Source organism: Pseudomonas alcaligenes (assembly GCF_014490745.1).
Classification (GTDB): Bacteria; Pseudomonadota; Gammaproteobacteria; order Pseudomonadales; family Pseudomonadaceae; genus Aquipseudomonas; species Aquipseudomonas alcaligenes_C.
Genome location: NZ_LZEU01000001.1, coordinates 1816986 through 1833012, shown reverse-complemented (window position 1 = coordinate 1833012; position 16027 = coordinate 1816986). Strand labels below are relative to the sequence as shown.

17 protein-coding genes, 1 other RNA gene and 1 riboswitch are annotated in these 16027 nt (G+C 66.2%); all 18 genes read right to left on the bottom strand.

Going from position 1 to position 16027, the window contains the following annotated elements:
- Positions 1–573, bottom strand: coding sequence for an alpha-ribazole phosphatase family protein (gene cobC, locus A9179_RS08225; RefSeq protein WP_187805338.1), 573 nt, complete (start codon positions 571–573; stop codon positions 1–3).
- A complete protein-coding gene (gene cobT / locus A9179_RS08220) occupies positions 570–1628 on the bottom strand; it encodes a nicotinate-nucleotide--dimethylbenzimidazole phosphoribosyltransferase (protein WP_187805337.1) in 1059 nt (352 codons plus the stop codon). Before cobT ends, cobC begins: the two co-directional genes overlap by 4 nt.
- Positions 1625–2146: a bifunctional adenosylcobinamide kinase/adenosylcobinamide-phosphate guanylyltransferase gene (gene cobU, locus A9179_RS08215; RefSeq protein ID WP_187805336.1), complete on the bottom strand. Its 522-nt coding sequence runs from the start codon at positions 2144–2146 to the stop codon at positions 1625–1627. The genes cobT and cobU overlap by 4 nt, the downstream gene beginning before the upstream one ends.
- Positions 2139–3623, bottom strand: a complete 1485-nt coding sequence (locus tag A9179_RS08210; protein ID WP_187805335.1) for a cobyric acid synthase — start codon at positions 3621–3623, stop codon at positions 2139–2141. Before A9179_RS08210 ends, cobU begins: the two co-directional genes overlap by 8 nt.
- The gene (gene cobD / locus A9179_RS08205; protein WP_187805334.1) at positions 3620–4603 is read right to left on the bottom strand and encodes a threonine-phosphate decarboxylase CobD; all 984 of its coding nucleotides are present in this window, start codon (positions 4601–4603) and stop codon (positions 3620–3622) included. Before cobD ends, A9179_RS08210 begins: the two co-directional genes overlap by 4 nt.
- A complete protein-coding gene (gene cbiB, locus A9179_RS08200; protein ID WP_187805333.1) occupies positions 4596–5504 on the bottom strand; it encodes an adenosylcobinamide-phosphate synthase CbiB in 909 nt (302 codons plus the stop codon). Before cbiB ends, cobD begins: the two co-directional genes overlap by 8 nt.
- Complete coding sequence (gene bluB / locus A9179_RS08195) at positions 5501–6151, bottom strand: 5,6-dimethylbenzimidazole synthase (RefSeq protein ID WP_187805332.1); 651 nt, start codon at positions 6149–6151, stop codon at positions 5501–5503. The genes cbiB and bluB overlap by 4 nt, the downstream gene beginning before the upstream one ends.
- Complete coding sequence (locus A9179_RS08190) at positions 6148–7440, bottom strand: cobyrinate a,c-diamide synthase (RefSeq protein WP_187805331.1); 1293 nt, start codon at positions 7438–7440, stop codon at positions 6148–6150. The genes bluB and A9179_RS08190 overlap by 4 nt, the downstream gene beginning before the upstream one ends.
- A gap of 115 nt (positions 7441–7555) precedes the next feature.
- Entirely contained in the window at positions 7556–8164 is a 609-nt protein-coding gene (gene cobO, locus A9179_RS08185; protein WP_187805330.1) for a cob(I)yrinic acid a,c-diamide adenosyltransferase, read from the bottom strand.
- A 147-nt stretch (positions 8165–8311) separates the two neighbouring features.
- Positions 8312–8529: riboswitch (cobalamin riboswitch) on the bottom strand.
- Between the two features lie 22 nt (positions 8530–8551).
- Positions 8552–9214, bottom strand: coding sequence for an O-methyltransferase (locus A9179_RS08180; RefSeq protein ID WP_187805329.1), 663 nt, complete (start codon positions 9212–9214; stop codon positions 8552–8554).
- Entirely contained in the window at positions 9211–9729 is a 519-nt protein-coding gene (locus tag A9179_RS08175) for a C40 family peptidase (RefSeq protein WP_187805328.1), read from the bottom strand. The genes A9179_RS08180 and A9179_RS08175 overlap by 4 nt, the downstream gene beginning before the upstream one ends.
- 75 nt (positions 9730–9804) lie before the next feature.
- Positions 9805–10431 (bottom strand): C40 family peptidase, encoded by a 627-nt coding sequence (locus A9179_RS08170; RefSeq protein ID WP_187805327.1) that lies wholly within the window; start codon positions 10429–10431, stop codon positions 9805–9807.
- 69 nt (positions 10432–10500) lie between these two features.
- Positions 10501–11268, bottom strand: a complete 768-nt coding sequence (locus A9179_RS08165; RefSeq protein WP_187805326.1) for an NAD-dependent deacylase — start codon at positions 11266–11268, stop codon at positions 10501–10503.
- A gap of 13 nt (positions 11269–11281) precedes the next feature.
- Positions 11282–11357, bottom strand: a non-coding RNA gene (locus tag A9179_RS08160) — sX9 sRNA.
- Positions 11358–11468: 111 nt separating this feature from the next.
- Positions 11469–12140 carry a DNA-3-methyladenine glycosylase I gene (locus A9179_RS08155; RefSeq protein ID WP_187805325.1) on the bottom strand — a complete coding sequence of 224 codons (672 nt, stop codon included), beginning with the start codon at positions 12138–12140 and terminating at the stop codon, positions 11469–11471.
- A gap of 128 nt (positions 12141–12268) precedes the next feature.
- Positions 12269–13342, bottom strand: coding sequence for a 3-deoxy-7-phosphoheptulonate synthase (locus A9179_RS08150; protein WP_187805324.1), 1074 nt, complete (start codon positions 13340–13342; stop codon positions 12269–12271).
- 718 nt (positions 13343–14060) lie between these two features.
- Complete coding sequence (locus A9179_RS08145) at positions 14061–14834, bottom strand: TylF/MycF/NovP-related O-methyltransferase (protein WP_187805323.1); 774 nt, start codon at positions 14832–14834, stop codon at positions 14061–14063.
- Between the two features lie 339 nt (positions 14835–15173).
- Entirely contained in the window at positions 15174–16001 is an 828-nt protein-coding gene (ttcA, locus tag A9179_RS08140; RefSeq protein WP_187805322.1) for a tRNA 2-thiocytidine(32) synthetase TtcA, read from the bottom strand.
- Positions 16002–16027: the final 26 nt, after the last annotated feature.

The window sequence follows — 16027 nt, the reverse complement described above, 5'->3', positions numbered from 1 at the left end:
TCAGCACTCCCGCAACTGCAGATCGGCGTCGACCTGCAAACTGAACAATCCGCCATGAGGCGCGGCCACCTGCATCAGCTGCTCAGGCGGCAACTGGCGGGCCCGCGCTACCAGCAGGTTGATCACCCCGCCGTGGGTCACCAGCAGCACATGGCGGCCGGCATGCCGTTGCTGCAGGCGCGCCAGGGCAGCCAGCACCCGCGCCTCGAACTCGACCAGCGGCTCGGCTCCCGGCGGAGTGAAGGCATAGGGGTTGTGCCAGAACAGGCCCAGCTCGCGCTCGGCGGTGTCCATCAGTTCGGCGGCCGAACGCCCTTCCCATTCGCCGAAATGCAGCTCCTGCAGATCAGGCTCCAGCTCCAGAGCCAGCCCGTGCTGCTCAGCCAGCTCCTCGGCGAAACGCGCACAACGCTGCAGCGGTGAGCTGACCAGCGCCTGCCAACCACTTCGGCCGGCCACGGCGGCACGCATCTGCGCCCAGCCGCTGGCGGTCAGGGCATCGTCGAGGCTGCCGCGAAAACCACCGCCGCGCTCGGTTTCGCCATGCCGTAGCAGGTCAAGGCGCAGGCTCATGCCGGGCGATCCGACACCGCCGCCTCGGCAAAGGTGGCCATGCCGTTGTGCAGCGCACAGGCCAGGCGCAGCAGCGGTACTGCCAGCGCCGCCCCGCTGCCCTCGCCCAGGCGCAGGCCGAGCTGCAGCAGCGGCTCGCCCTGCAAAGCGTCGAGCAGCAGGCGATGACCCGGCTCGGCGCCACGATGGGCAAACAGCAGCCAGTCGCGACAGGCCGGATTCAGGCGCACCGCGCACAACGCCGCCACCGTGCAGATAAAGCCGTCGACCAGTACCGGCAAACCTTGCTGGGCACAGGCCAGGTAGGCGCCGGCCAGCGCAGCGATCTCGAAACCGCCGAGACGCTGCAGCACTGCCAGCGGCTCGTCCAGCTGCCCGGCGTGCAGGGCCAGGGCACGCTCGATCACCTGCGCCTTGTGCGCCACGCCGCCAGCATCCAGCCCGGTACCGGGGCCGACCAAGGCGCTGGCCGGCTGGTCGAGCAAGGCGCAGGCCAGGGCCGCCGCTGCCGTGGTGTTGCCGATGCCCATCTCGCCACCGATAAACAGTTCGGCACCGGCGGCACGGGCCCGCTGCGCGCTGGCCTGCCCGGCCGCCAGGGCGGCCTGGCACTGGGCCGGCGTCATCGCCGCCTCACGCGCCAGGTTGGCCGTGCCCGCGCCCAGCTGCAGGTGCTGCACACCCGCCAGAGGCTCCAGTGGCACGGCGGTGCCCAGGTCGATCACTTCCAGGCGGGCATCGAGCTGGCGGGCCAGCACACTGATCGCCGCGCCACCCGCCACGAAGTTGCGCAGCATCTGCCCGGTGACCGCCTGCGGAAAGGCCGACACGCCCTCCTCGACCACCCCGTGGTCGCCAGCGAAGATGGCGATCCAGGGCAGCGTCACGCTCGGCCGCTCGCGGCCCTGCAGACCAGCCAGGATCACTGCCAGCTGCTCCAGCTGGCCCAACGAGCCGGCCGGCTTGGTCAGTTGCTGCTGACGCGCCAGAGCCTGCTCACGGGCGGCCTGGTTCACTGCGCGGCAGTCGTGCTGCCACCACTCTTGTGCACTCACAGCGGCTCTCCTTTGAGCAACATGGGCAGGCCGGCGACGGTGAACACCACGCGCTGGCTACGCGCGGCGATGTCCTGATGCAACCAGCCGGCCAGATCGACATAACGCCGGGTCAGCTCGCCCAGCGGCACCACGCCGAGGCCGGTTTCGTTGCTGACCAGGATGATCCGCCCCGGCAGCTCGCCGAGACAGGCCAGCAGCGCATCGCGCTCGGCCTGCAGACGCCCGTCGTCGTCCAGCATCAGCAGGTTGGTCAGCCACAGGGTCAGGCAGTCGACCAGCAGGCAGCGATCGGCCGCCGCCTGTGCGCCCAGTACCCGAGCCAGGGCCAGCGGTTCTTCCACCAGCGCCCAAGAGGCCGGGCGCCGTGCCCGGTGATGGCCGATGCGCTCGTTCATCTCGCCATCCAGCGCCTGGCTGGTAGCGATATAGGTCACCGCCAGGCCGCTGCCTTCGGCCAGTTGCTCGGCCAGGCGACTCTTGCCGGAACGCGCACCACCGAGGATCAGTTCAAGCATGTTTCGCCTCGTTCAGGGTTCTCTCCAGGCCACACAGTTCGCGCAATCGAGCGGTATCCAGATGCGCCTCGACCAGGTCGGCCAGGCGCTCGATATCACGCTCGCGCAAGGCGTGGTAATCCACCGTCTGCACCTCGCGCAGACCGGCCCAGCGCAGCAGCGCGGCGCAGGCCGCACTCGACTCGAACAGACCATGCAGGTAGGTGCCGATGATCTGCCCGTCGGAGCTGCTCACTCCATCGCTACGACCATCGTCCAGCCTGACTGCCGGGCGCTCCAGCGCCGGGCCGCTACTCACTCCGGCATGGATCTCGTAGCCGCTCACCGCCGCCTGCTCCAGGCCCAGCACGCCCTGTACGTTGCGCAGCTGCTTTTCTGCTTCCAGTACGGTGACGAAATCCAGCAGGCCGAGCCCGGCGCTGCTGCCGGCCGGGCCTTCCAGGGCCAGCGGATCGTCGATGCGATTGCCGAGCATCTGCAGGCCGCCGCAGATACCGAGCAGCTTGCCGCCGTAGCGCAGGTGACGGGCAATCGCCGCTTCCCAGCCCTGCGCACGCAGATGGGCCAGGTCGGCGCGCACGCTCTTCGAGCCGGGCAGGATGATCAGGTCGGCCGGCGGTATGGCCTGGCCAGGGCCGATAAATTGCAGGTCGACCTGCGGATGCAGGCGCAGCGGGTCGAAATCGGTGTGGTTGCTGATGCGCGGCAACACCGGTACCACCACCTTGAGCTGCTCGGCGCCCTTCTGCGCCTGGCGCACGTCAATCGCATCCTCGGCTTCCAGGTGGAAGTCCATCAGGTACGGCAGCACGCCCAGCACCGGCTTGCCGGTGCGCTGCTCCAGCCAGTCCAGGCCCGGCTGCAACAGGCCGATATCGCCACGGAAACGGTTGATCACGAAGCCCTGCACCCGCGCCTGCTCGCTCGGCGAGAGCAGTTCCAGGGTGCCGAGCAGATGGGCGAACACCCCGCCCTTGTCGATATCGGCGATCAGAATCACCGGACAGTCAACGGCCTCGGCAAAGCCCATGTTGGCGATATCGTTGGCGCGCAGGTTGATCTCGGCCGGCGAGCCGGCGCCTTCCACCATTACCACCGGATACTGTGCGCCGAGGCGTCGATGCGACTCCAGCACCGCCTGCAGCGCCACCCGTTTGTAATCGTGGTAACCCACTGCCTGCATATTGCCCACGGCGCGGCCGTGGATGATCACCTGGGCGCCGGTGTCGCTGTTGGGCTTGAGCAGCACCGGGTTCATATCGGTATGCGGCTCCAGCCCGGCAGCCTGGGCCTGTACGGCCTGGGCGCGGCCAATCTCGCCGCCATCGGCGGTCACCGCGCTGTTCAACGCCATGTTCTGCGGCTTGAATGGCACCACGCTGACACCCTGGCGCCTGAGCCAGCGGCACAGGGCCGTCACCAGGGTGCTTTTACCGGCATCGGAGGTGGTGCCCTGCACCATCAGCGTGGAACTCATCGCGGCATCTCCTGCAGAGCCTGCTCCAGGCGCTGCCAGCCGACCTCGTCGGGCGGCAGGCCGAAGCGCAGGCAGCGGGTTTCGGCGAACAGGCGCAGGAGAATGCCGCGCCGGGCGAAGTAACCGTGCAGGCCGACCGCCTGGGGATGGCCAACCAGCTGGAACAGCGCGGTGCCACCGGCCGGCGCCAGGCCATAGGTGCTGAGCAGCACGGCCAGGCGCAGGCCATCGCCGCGCAGGCGTTCGCGCTGGCGCTGCTGGCCCTCGACATCACCAAGCAGGGCGCTCGCCACCGCCCGCGCCGGGCCGCTTACCGCCCAGGGCCCGAGCGGCTCGGCCAGGCGTTCCAGCAGTTCGCTTTCAGCCAGGACGAAGCCCAGGCGGATGCCGGCCAGGCCGAAGAACTTGCCGAACGAGCGCAGCACGATCAGCCCCGGCAGATGACTGTCGGCGGCCAGGCTGTGCTCGGGAGTGCAGTCCATGAACGCCTCGTCCACCACCAGCCAGCCACCGCGCTCGGCCAGGCGTGCGTGCCAGTCAAGCAGTTGGCGGCGCTCGAGCAGGCGCCCGCTGGGGTTGTTGGGGTTGACCACCACCAGCACGTCGAGACGTTCCAGGGCGCGATCCACCGCGCCCTCGCCCAGTTCCTGCAGCGGATGGCCCTCGCGGCGCCAGGCGGCGGCGTGTTCGGCGTAGGCCGGGGTCAGCACGCCGACCCGCGCACCACGGCGCAAACGCGGCAGGGCCTGGATCGCCGCCTGCGAGCCGGCCACCGGCAGCAGTGCCGGCGCGCCGTAGTAGTCGCGGGCCAGCGCCTCCAGGCCATCGTCGCTCTCCGGCAGGCGCTGCCAGGCAGACGCGGGAATCGCCGGCAGCGCCCAGCCATAGGGGGCGATGCCGGTGGACAGATCCAGCCAGTCCGCCAGGGCAATGCCATAGCGCTGCGCCGCCGCGCGCAGCCGTCCGCCATGTTCAAGCAAGCAACAACCCTCCTGCCAGCAGCAGGAACAGCCACAGGGCCACCCCGCCATGCACCAGATTCAGCGCCCGCTCGATATCCCGCGCGCGCGGCGGCTCGCCCTCGCCCAGCTGCGGGCGCTGCTCCTCGATCCCATGGTAGACCGCCGCGCCACCCAGGCTCACGCCCAGGGCTCCAGCACCGGCGGCCATCACCGGGCCGGCATTCGGACTGTCCCACTGCGGCGCCTGCCGGCGCCAGCAGCGCAGGGCCAGGCGGGTATGCCCGAGCAGCGCGTAGGTCAGCGCCACCAGGCGTGCGGGAATGTAGTTGAGGCCGTCGTCGATCTTCGCCGCGGCCCAGCCGAAGCGCTCGAAGCGCTCGTTGCGGTAGCCCCACATGGCGTCCAGGGTGTTGCTCAGGCGATACATCACTACGCCCGGCGCGCCAGCGACGAGGAACCAGAACAATGCGGCGAATACTGCGTCGGAACCATTCTCCAGCACCGACTCGGTACCGGCGCGGGCCACCCCGGTGCTGTCCAGCTCGCTGGTGCGCCGGCTGACCAGATAACCGACCCGCTTGCGCGCCTCGGGCAGATCGCCCAGGCGCAGGGCCTGGGCCACCGGCAGGGCATGCTGGCCGAGGCTCTTCAGGCCGAGGGCGAAATACAGCGCGACGATCTGCACCAGCCAGCCGAGCGAGTCGCTCAAACTCAGCAGCCAGACCAATGCCACCGGCGGCAGCACCGCCAGGCACCAGCCGGTAACACCGTGGCTACGCCAGCCATGGCCACCGCTGTTGAGGCGCTGCTCGATGCGCTGCGCCAGGTTGCCGAAGCCCACCAGCGGGTGCCAGCGGCGCGGCTCGCCGAGCCAGCCATCGAGGGCCATGCCACCGAGGGTCAGCAGGGCCAGGCTCATGGGCGGTTTTCCCAGTAGTCGGTGAACAGCATGTCCTGCAACGGCCGCGCCTGCGCCCAGCCCTCCTGCACCAGCATCGGCTCGCTATAGAACTCGCTCACCGGGCCCAGGCACAGCACCGCCATCGGCTTGCTGCCGGGCGGCATGTGCAGCAGCTCGGCCAGCGCCTGCGGCTCGAACAGCGACACCCAGCCCAGCCCCAGGCCTTCGGCGCGGGCGGCCAGCCAGAGGTTCTGGATGGCGCAGGCCAGCGAGGCCAGATCCATTTCCGGCAGGGTGCGGCGGCCGAAGATGTGCTCCTCGCGACGATCGCTCAGCGCCACCACCAGCAGCTCGGCGCAGTCGCGGATGCCCTCGACCTTGAGCCGCATGAACTCATCGCTGCGCTCGCCCAGCGCCTCGGCGGTGCGTACTCGCTCGGCTTCGACCTGGGCATGGATCGCCTCGCGCAGCTCGCCACGGGTGATACGGATAAAGCGCCAGGGCTGCATCAGGCCGACGCTGGGCGCCTGGTGCGCAGCCTGCAGCAGGCGTGCGAGCAACTCGGGCGCTACCGTGCCGCCGGCGAAGTGGCGCATATCGCGGCGCTCGGCGATGGCGCGGTAGACCGCGGCGCGCTCGGCGGCGCTGAAGGCCTGATCGCTCATGGCAGGAACAACCCGGCGGCGGCCTGCGGGTTGGACGGCAGGTAGAAGTGAATATAGGAAGCGGTCAGCCGACCCAGACGATAGACCGCCTCGCTGGCTGGGCGCTGGTTGGGGCTGGTACCGCGCGCCAGCGGTTCGAGGGCGCAGTCGAGCAGCGAGTGGTGATAGGTATGCCCGCGCAGCAGCCCTTCCGGCAGCTGCACTTGCTGCAGGCCGAGAGCGGCCATGCGCGGCTGCATCTGCGCGCAGCCCGGCAACAGGCCGAGCAGCTCGCCACTCTGGCCTTGCTTGTCGGTCAGCCGATCGAGCAGGTAGAGCATGCCGCCGCACTCGGCGAGGATCGGTTTGCCGGCCGCATGGTGCGCCTGGATCGCCGCCGCCATGCTGCGGTTGTCCTGCAGCTGCGCCAGGTGCAGCTCGGGGTAGCCGCCGGGCAGGTACAGGCTGTCGACCTCGGGGAGAACACTGTCGCTCAGTGGCGAGAAGTACTCCAGCTGCGCGCCCAGGCGGCGCAACAGGTCGAGGTTGGCGCGGTAGAGAAAGGCGAAGGCGGTGTCGCGAGCCACCCCAATGCGCACGCCAGCCAGCAGCGGCGCCACCGGCTCATCGACCGGCGCAGCGAACTCGACCGCATCGGGCAAACCATCGCCGGCGCTGGCCAGCAAGGCATCGGCGGCGGCATCCAGGCGCGCATCCAGGTCAGCCAGCTCGGCAGCCTGCACCAGGCCGAGGTGGCGACTGGGCAATTCGACCGCGGCGCTGCGCGGCAAGGCGCCAAACCAGCGAATCGCCGGCGGCAGGCTGTCGCGCAGGATCTCGCCATGTCGTGCGCTGCCCGCCCGGTTGGCCAGCACCCCGGCAAACGGCAGGCTGTGCTGGAAATTGGCCAGGCCATAGGCCAGGGCGCCGAAAGTCTGGGCCATGGCGCTGCCATCGATCACCCCCAGCACCGGCACCTGGAAGCGCCGCGCCAGGTCGGCAGCGGAGGGGCTGCCATCGAACAGGCCCATCACCCCTTCGATCAGGATCAGGTCGGCCTCGTCCGCCGCTTCCCAGAGCAGGCGCCGGCATTCGTCCTCGCCGACCATCCACAGGTCGAGCTGGTACACCGGCGCGCCGCAGGCATGGGCGAGGATCATCGGGTCGAGGAAGTCCGGCCCGCACTTGAACACCCGTACGCGCTTGCCGGCCCGCGTATGCAGGCGCGCCAGGGCGGCGGTGACCGTAGTCTTGCCCTGCCCGGAGGCAGGGGCGGCAATCAGCAGGGCTGGGCAGCGACGACTACTCATCGGCAATCACCTGCCATCCGGTATGTCGGGCACAAGGAAGCGGCACGCAGACAGTACAAGCAGGTACGGCAAGTGCCGCTGACACAGCGCACGGCGTGCTGGGGGCAGGTAATCATCAGAACTCGATGCCCTTCTGTGCTTTCACGCCCGCCTTGAAGGCGTGCTTGATCAGGTTCATTTCGGTCACCGTATCAGCCGCCTCGATCAGCTCGTCGCGGGCGCCACGCCCGGTCACCACCACGTGCTGGAGGAAGGGGCGCGCCTGGATATCGGCGAGCACCGCGTCCAGTTCCAGATAGCCGTGTTTGAGGGCGATGTTCAGCTCGTCCAGCACCACCAGGCCGATGCTGTCGTCGGCCAGCAGCTCGCGGGCCACCTGCCAGGCTTCCTCGGCCTTGAGCTTGTCACGCTGGCGATCCTGGGTTTCCCAGGTGAAGCCTTCGCCCATGCGGAAGTAACGGACTTCCTCGGGAAAACGGCGGAAGAAGGCTTCCTCGCCGGTGGCGGCGCCCTTGATGAACTGCACCACGCCGACCTTGATGCCGTGACCCAGGGCACGGGCGACCATGCCGAAGGCCGAGCTGCTCTTGCCCTTGCCGTTGCCGCTGTGCACCAGCAGCAAGCCACGCTCGTCCTGGGCCTGGGCGATCTTTTCGTCGATCAGCGCCTTCTTGCGCTCCATGCGCGCCTTGTGGCGCTCGTCGCGTTGCTCGGACTCGCTCATGCACAACTCCTCGCGGCCCGCCGCCGCGCCAATGCACAAGCGCCACGGCACAGGGAAGTGCGCGGCGCAGGAACAGGATAGGGGCAATACGGGGGATGACACGCGGGTAGGCACGCAAGGCCCGCCCACCCACAAAGCCCGCCGCAATGCCGTGGATCGCTGCAGGCCGGTCTCCGGGCTTGTGAGTGGAACCATCAGGTTCCTTCGATCGCGCCTTCCCATGCCAAGCACAGTGGCTGATGCGACCTCTGACTCACCTACCGTTGCGGGGGCAGCGCCGGACTCTTCGCGGACGAATGTACCGGCTTCCCTGTTTCACCCCATGGACGCGCAGCATCCGGGGCACCTGTAGCAAGGGGCGCAGGGTAGAAGGTTGGGGGTGGAGCGTCAACGCTTGCGGCAGAGGGTCAGGCCGTCGCCGACCGGCAGCAGCGACAGGTCGAGGCGCTGGTCGCGCTTGAGGGCGCGGTTGAGTGCTTGGATGGCGCGGGTGTCGGCGCTGTCCGGGCTCTGTTCAAGCACCCGGCCGCTCCACAGCACGTTGTCGAACAGAATCAGGCCGCCCTGGCGCGCCAGCACCAGGGCGTGCTCCAGATAGACCGGGTAGTTGGCCTTGTCGGCATCAATGAAGATCAGGTCGAAACTCTCGCCCTGCCCCGCGCGTTCCAGGGTATTGAGGGTTTCCAGGGCCGGCGCCAGGCGCAACTCGATGCGTTCCAGCACTCCGGCCTCATGCCAGTAACGGCGGGCGATGGCGTTGTAGTCGCCGGGCAGGTCGCAGCAGATCAGCTGGCCGTCTGCCGGCATGGCCTGGGCCAGGCAGATGGCGCTGTAGCCGGTAAAGGTGCCGATCTCGAGGATGCGCCGGGCACCCGTCAGTTGCACCAGCAGCGCCATGAACTGGCCCTGCTCGGGCGCGATCTGCCAGCGCGCCATGGGCAGCAGCGCGGTCTCGTCGCGCAAGCGCTTGAGCAGCGGTGTCTCGCGCAGGGACACATCCAGCAGGTACTGGTAGAGGCTGTCGTCGAGATTGAGGCTGCGCTGGGTCACGGCGTCTGCGCCAGGTGGTTGCCGCTCAGCACGCGCTTGGCGGAGAGGAAGCTCTTCTGCCAGTAGGCGGCATACAGGCTGTCCAGGCGCACGGTGCCGCCGCTGGACGGCGCATGCACGAAGCGCCCTTCGCCGACATAGATGCCGGCATGGCTGACCTGACCGCCGCCATTGGTGGCGAAGAACACCAGATCGCCGCTCTGCAGGGCATCGCGGCTCACGCTGGGCACGCGCAGCCCGACCATCTCGCGGGTCGACCGCGGCAGCTGGATACCTGCCGAGTTGCGGTAGACGTAGCCGATCAGGCCGCTGCAGTCGAAACCGCTGTCCGGGGTGTTGCCGCCGTAGCGATAGGGGGTGCCAACCAGGCCGATGGCACTGATCAGTACATCGTCGGCACTGCCGTCGCTGACAATCGGAAAGGGATTTTGCGGTTCTGGAGCGGGAGGGTTGCCGGCGCAGGCGGTAAGCAGCGCGGCGAGAACTAGCAGGGCGAAACGAGCCGTGTAATGCATGAACGGGCGATCCTGGCCGGAATGCGCCCTACTCTGCCGAGCAAGCGACGCGGGCGCAAGGCCCGCGGCAGGGAATCAGCGGTGCAGCGGGCTGCCCGACTGGGCGTCTTGCTGCGGCGCCATGGCCAGGGCGCGCTTGGCTTCCATGTAGCTGCGGCTCCAGTAGCTGTCGTCCAGGCTGTCGACCCGTACGCCGCCACTGCGGCTGCTGCTGGAGTGGATGAACTGGTCATCACCCAGGTAGATCCCGGCGTGACTGACGCGGCCGCGGCCACGGTTGTTGAAGAAGATGATGTCGCCCGGTTTCAGCTCGCTGCGCGATACCAGCGGCGCGTCGAGGTTGATCAGCTCGCGGGTGGAACGCGGCAGCTGCATGCCCGCCTCTTCCTTGTACAGGAAGCCAACGAAGCCGCTGCAATCGAAACCGGTGGTCACCGAGGTGCCGCCCATGCGGTAACGGGTACCGACCAGCGACAGGCCGTGGGCCAGGATGTTGTCCGCCAGACCCGGCAGCTGATAGGGCTTGTCCTTGGCGAAGTCCGGCAGCTGCTCATCGCCGAGGTATTCAACCGGCTTGGGCTCCTGCTGCAGATCGACCTCGGCGAGGTTGACCTGGGTGGACTGGGGCGCCTGATTGGTGGCGCAAGCCGCCAGCAGGACTGTAAGTGCGAGGGGCACGAGGGGTGCGAAGCGCTTTAGCATGGGCACGACCGTGTCTGTCTGGTTTTTATAAGGGGGCGACTATGCCGTCTGTCGAACGAGATTGCAAATTCAATGCCCGGAAATGTGACTTAGTAGTTCCGGAAAAACATCTAACGCCCGCCCCGCCAAACAGACATCCACCCGGCCGCTGAGTTCCGTCCGCGCCGGGTTCACTTCCACGGTGAAACCCCCATTCCTGCGGGCTTGCGCCACAGGTTCGACGATATAGGGGAAGCTCGCCGTGGTGCCCACCGCCAGCACCACCTCAAAGCCCTCGCGCACCTGCTCATAAAGCCGACCAATGGCATCCTCGGGCAACATCTCCTCGAACAGCACCACCGGTGGGCGCAGGATGCCCCCGCATTGCGCACAACGGGGCGGCAAGGGTCGTTGCAGGTGCGCCGCCAGCTGCGGATCCTCGGCGCCACAGGACTGGCAATACAGCGGCGCCAGCTCGCCATGGATCTCGATCAGCCGCTCCGGCGGCGAACCGGCCTGGCGGTGGTAGCCGTCGATATTCTGCGTCAGCACCCAGCAACCCGGCTTACGCCGCTGCAGCTCAGCGATGGCGGCATGCCCGGCATTCGGCTGCGCGCCCAGGCAGGCCTTGCCCAGCTCGGCCAGGTACTTCCAGCACAGTGCCGGATCGCGCTGCAGCATCGGCCCGGACAGCGCCGCCTCGATCGGCAGCCCTTCCGCCGTCAGGCCGTTGTACAGGCCACCAAGGCCGCGGTAGGTGGGCAGGCCGGAGTCGGCGGAAAGCCCGGCGCCGGTGATGATCAGGATGCGTTCGGCGCGCTGGATGGCCTGGGCGACGCGGATGATGTCCTGTTCCATAAGACGTCCTCACGGAATTCAAAGCGTAGCGAGCGAGTGTCAGCTCGGGGCGGCCGGAGCGCAGGAACCGGAGTGTACGAGTAGTACATTCAGATGACTCGCTCCGCTCGCTCTAGCGAGCCGCACTAACGTGCGTTCAGTCGGCACACCGACTATCCGAGCACCGCCCAACCCGAGATCACGCTCGCGCAGTAGCTTTGTCAGTGATTGACCGTGTGGGCCAGCATCACCGACAGCTGACACAGCGGCCGGCCGCTTTCGGCGTGCCACTGATTGAACGCCGCCTGCACCGCGGCCAGCTCTTTCTGGCTGGTCGGCGCCTTGTCGACGATTTCCTGGGCCTTGAGCGCGGCGACCATGTCGTCGGTGGGAATAAAGGTGTCCTTGCCGATCATCCGCAGCAGGCGCGGCGCGGACAGGCCGCCAAGCTGGCTGCCGTGCTTGGCCAGGTATTTCCACAGGCCAACGATATCGGTGACCGGCCAATCGGCGATCAGCGCGCCGAAGCTGCCCTTGTCCTTCTGCACATCCAGCACGAACTGGGCGTTGCGCGGCACGCTCTTGAGCTTGCCCAGATGGCGGATCAGCCGCGCATCCTGCATCAGCCGCTCGAGGTGCTCGGCACTCATCAGCGCCACCTTCTCCGGGACGAAGCCGAAGAACACTTCCTCGAAGGCCGGCCACTTGGCATCCACCAGGCTGTGCTTGAGGCCGGCGCGGAATACGCGCAAGGCGATCAGCGACAGATAGCGGTCATCACTCAGGGCGCGCAGCTCGGCGGCACTCTTCACCTGTGGCAGCCGGGCCTCCAGGGCTGCGACCGAACCAAAGCGATTGAGGCAGTACTCGTATAGCCATTGATAATCACGCATAAGAAATCCTTGCCTGAAACAGGTGCACAGGGTGCCCGCAACCCCTGGCACCACGCAACACGGCTTGCCGCCAACAAGCTGACACGGTATTGGCGTGCTGCACGCCAGGGGCAGCCGCAGAACAGGCCCTACCTGGCCGAGCGCAATTTCTGTGCAGCCTCACGCAACATCGCAGCGGTGCCAGTCCAGCCCAGGCAACCGTCGGTGATCGACACACCGTAATGCAGATCAGCCGACAACGACTGACAGCCGTCGAACAGATGGCTCTCTAGCATCACTCCGCGCAGGCTGACATCGCCAGCCAGGCGCTGGTCAAGCACATCGCGCAGTACTGCAGGCTGGCGCAGCGGATCCTTGCCGCTATTGGCATGGCTGCAGTCGACCATGATCCGCGCCGCAATGCCCTGCTTCTCGAGACTCGCCCGCGCCACGGCCACACTGGCTGCATCAAAGTTCGGCCCACCGTGGCCTCCACGCAGTACCAGGTGGGTATCCGGGTTACCGTTGGTCTCGATCAGCGCCGGGCGGCCCAGGCCGTCCACACCGAAGTGCTGGTGCGGGTGCGCCGCAGAACGCATGGCATCGCAGGCGATGGCCAGACTGCCATCGGTGCCGTTCTTGAACCCCACCGGCACATCCAGGCCGCTGACCAGCTCACGGTGCACCTGCGATTCGCTAGTGCGCGCGCCGATAGCAGCCCAGCCCAATAGATCGTCGAAGTAGCCAGCCAGCAACGGCTGCAGAAGCTCGGTGGCCACCGGCAGGCCGCGTTCGAGCATGGCCAGCATCAACCGACGCGACAGTTCAAGGCCGCCCGCCATGTCGCCAGTGCCATCCAGCTGAGGGTCGTACACCAGGCCCTTCCAACCGATGGTGGTACGCGGTTTCTCAACGTAGGCACGCATTACCAGCAGCAGTTGATCGCTTATTTCAGGGGCCAGTGCGGCCAGGCGGTCGGCGTATTCGAGGGCGGCAATCGGATCGTGAAGGGAACAGGGGCCGATGACGACCAGCAGGCGTGGGTCGGAGCCGTCGAGTACAGCGCGGATGGCCTCGCGCTGAGCTTGTACCTGACTGGCGAGAGCGGTAGGCAGCGGCAAGCGCTGACGCAGATCGACGGGAGTCGGCAGCGGTGTTGCTCGGCGGCAAGTGGTGGATGGCGACACGGCTTGTGCGCGCAGCGCGGTAACGGAAGCATTCATGGCAATAATCCTCGGCCGGCGTGGCCTCATGCCACGCGCGGCGCTCTATCTGGGTGTTCGACTGGATTCTCGGAGGTGTGCGGCAGCGCTGCTAAATCGCCAGGCACAAGTACGGTAAGAGCAGTAATAGGCGGTGTAAGCGGTCATGTTTCGATCCTCTGTGTGCATCGTGCTGGCCTTGTGGGCCGAAAAATAAAAAACCCCGGTCGGGTGGCCGACCGGGGTTTCATGAAACTGGTTGGTGGCGACCCTTTGCTCTGGGGCGCCTAAGGGGTATCAGGCGCGCTAGTGGCTAAACCAATACCCGTAAAAGAAATAAGCAGCGGCCTCGACCTGCGCGCGCGCGCCCACCACGCCGACAACGGCGCAGCGAATGGGGCATTTCAGGTAAGGGCGAGACGACATACGGATCTCCATAACAATGATGTCACGCTAACCTAACGCGCCGTGCCCTTTCAACCCTTGCCCGCAAGATGCCTCTCGCTTTACCCGAGGCAATGCGAACAAGCCAATTGAATGACCTTCTGAGTGGGGCTCATAGGCTCCCGGCCAGGCAAGAGCTAGTCCAAAGCGAGCACTCTGGCTGACTTCAAGTGTTGAGTTACAGCTCATCAACCGGCCCACTGCCGTGCGATGGCCCTGACAATTGCTGCATCAAGCGCCCAGGATCTGAGCATTAGAGCCAGAGCGCTCCTCTCGAAGCCAGACAATATGGACACTAGTAAAACAGCAGGATGCCACCCGTCTGCCCTTCCACCACCAGCTCCGGCGGGAACTCAGCGATGAACTCATCGACAGCTGCAGTGGCCCCTGGGAAGTGAGTGGAGGCGTAATCATCAACCACAACAACCCCACCCTTGCTAATCCGCGGTACGTAGAAGCGCAGCGACTCCAAAGTCGGCGCATACAAATCCACATCGAGGTGCACGAGGGCAAAACGCCGCGAATCAAGGCCCTGAACCTGAGTAAAGACCTGGGGAATCCAGCCCTTGTGTAGCTCAACGAACGCAAAAGGGCTCAACACGGCAGCCACTGCATCCTGGTCAGAGGCGAACAGGCGCTTCTGCCTGAGTGTTTCCTCGGCACCGGTATCACCCAGCAGCGCCCGATCCTGAGCGACCTTATCGGAAAGCCCACCCTCGAAACTGTCGAATATCAGTAAACGCCCTGCCCAGCCCGCTTCAGATAGCACGCTTGCCATCATGTGACTGGAATGACCCCGCCAGCAGCCGCACTCCACCACATCACCAGCCACTTGCCCACTCGCAACCCGCCTGACCATCTGCATAAGCGTATGGAAACGCAGTTGCTTGGCGAGATCATCAGTCGAGGCAGTAAGGTGACGAGAATGTTGATAGGCCTCGAGAAAAGCATTCCCGCAGCGCGGGTAATTCCAGTAACGCTCAATTTCATCGAGATTGAGACGGCTATCGATGCGTCCTAGCGCCTTATTGAAGATGAAGCGCATTCGCGCCAGCCAGTCCATTGCCATAGCCTCTCCAGGATATTTTCAGGTAGATATCGCCCCCATGACGGGCTTATGGACTCAGCCGCACCGTGATAAGGGCAAGTCAATGTAACGCCGATCCCGCCTAAACCAGCACAGAACACCGAAGCGATAAGTCACGCTACGAGGCTATTCAAAATGGCCTGCCATGAAGTCATATCCTTTGGCCTTGCACTCAAACGCCTCGCGCGCATCGAACCGCAGCCGCACACAACTCATCAGGCAATAAAGCGTTGCCGCTACAGGTGCATCCAGCCCGTAAAGCCCACCCAGAAAACCAGCCCCCACAAACAAAATCGGCCGCTCAACGCGGCCGACCTGGGATTACAGACTCATTACATCGAGGAAGCGCGGAGTGGCACTGTCGTCGATCTTCAGGCTCTGGAAGTCGAACAGCTCGCGGTCGGCCAGCTGCGACGGCACCACGTTCTGCAGGGCGCGGAACATGATCTCGGTACGCCCCGGGCTCTTGCGCTCCCACTCGTTGAGCATCTCCTTGACCACCTGGCGCTGCAGGTTCTCCTGCGAGCCGCAGAGGTTGCACGGGATGATCGGGAATTCCTTGAGCTCGGAATAGGCCTCGATGTCCTTCTCGTTGCAGTAGGCCAGCGGGCGGATCACCACGTTGCGGCCGTCGTCGGACAGCAACTTGGGCGGCATGGCCTTCAGCGTGCCGCCGTAGAACATGTTGAGGAAGAAGGTTTCCAGGATGTCGTCGCGGTGGTGACCGAGGGCCATCTTGGTCGCGCCGATCTCGTCGGCGTAGGTGTACAGGGTGCCGCGGCGCAGGCGCGAACACAGTGAGCAGGTGGTCTTGCCTTCCGGGATCTTCTCCTTCACCACCGAGTAGGTGTCCTTCTCGATGATGTGGTACTGCACGCCGATGGATTCCAGGTAGGCCGGCAGCACGTGCTCGGGGAAGCCCGGCTGCTTCTGATCCATGTTCACCGCGACGATCTCGAACTTGATCGGTGCCACCTTCTGCAGGTACAGCAGGATGTCCAGCATGGTGTAGCTGTCCTTGCCGCCGGACAGGCAGACCATCACCTTGTCGCCGTCCTCGATCATGTTGAAGTCGGCGATGGCCTCGCCGACCTGGCGACGCAGGCGCTTCTGCAGTTTGTTCTGGTTGACCGAAAGGGTGCTGGGCATGGTGCTGGAAAATCCGGGGGAAGGCG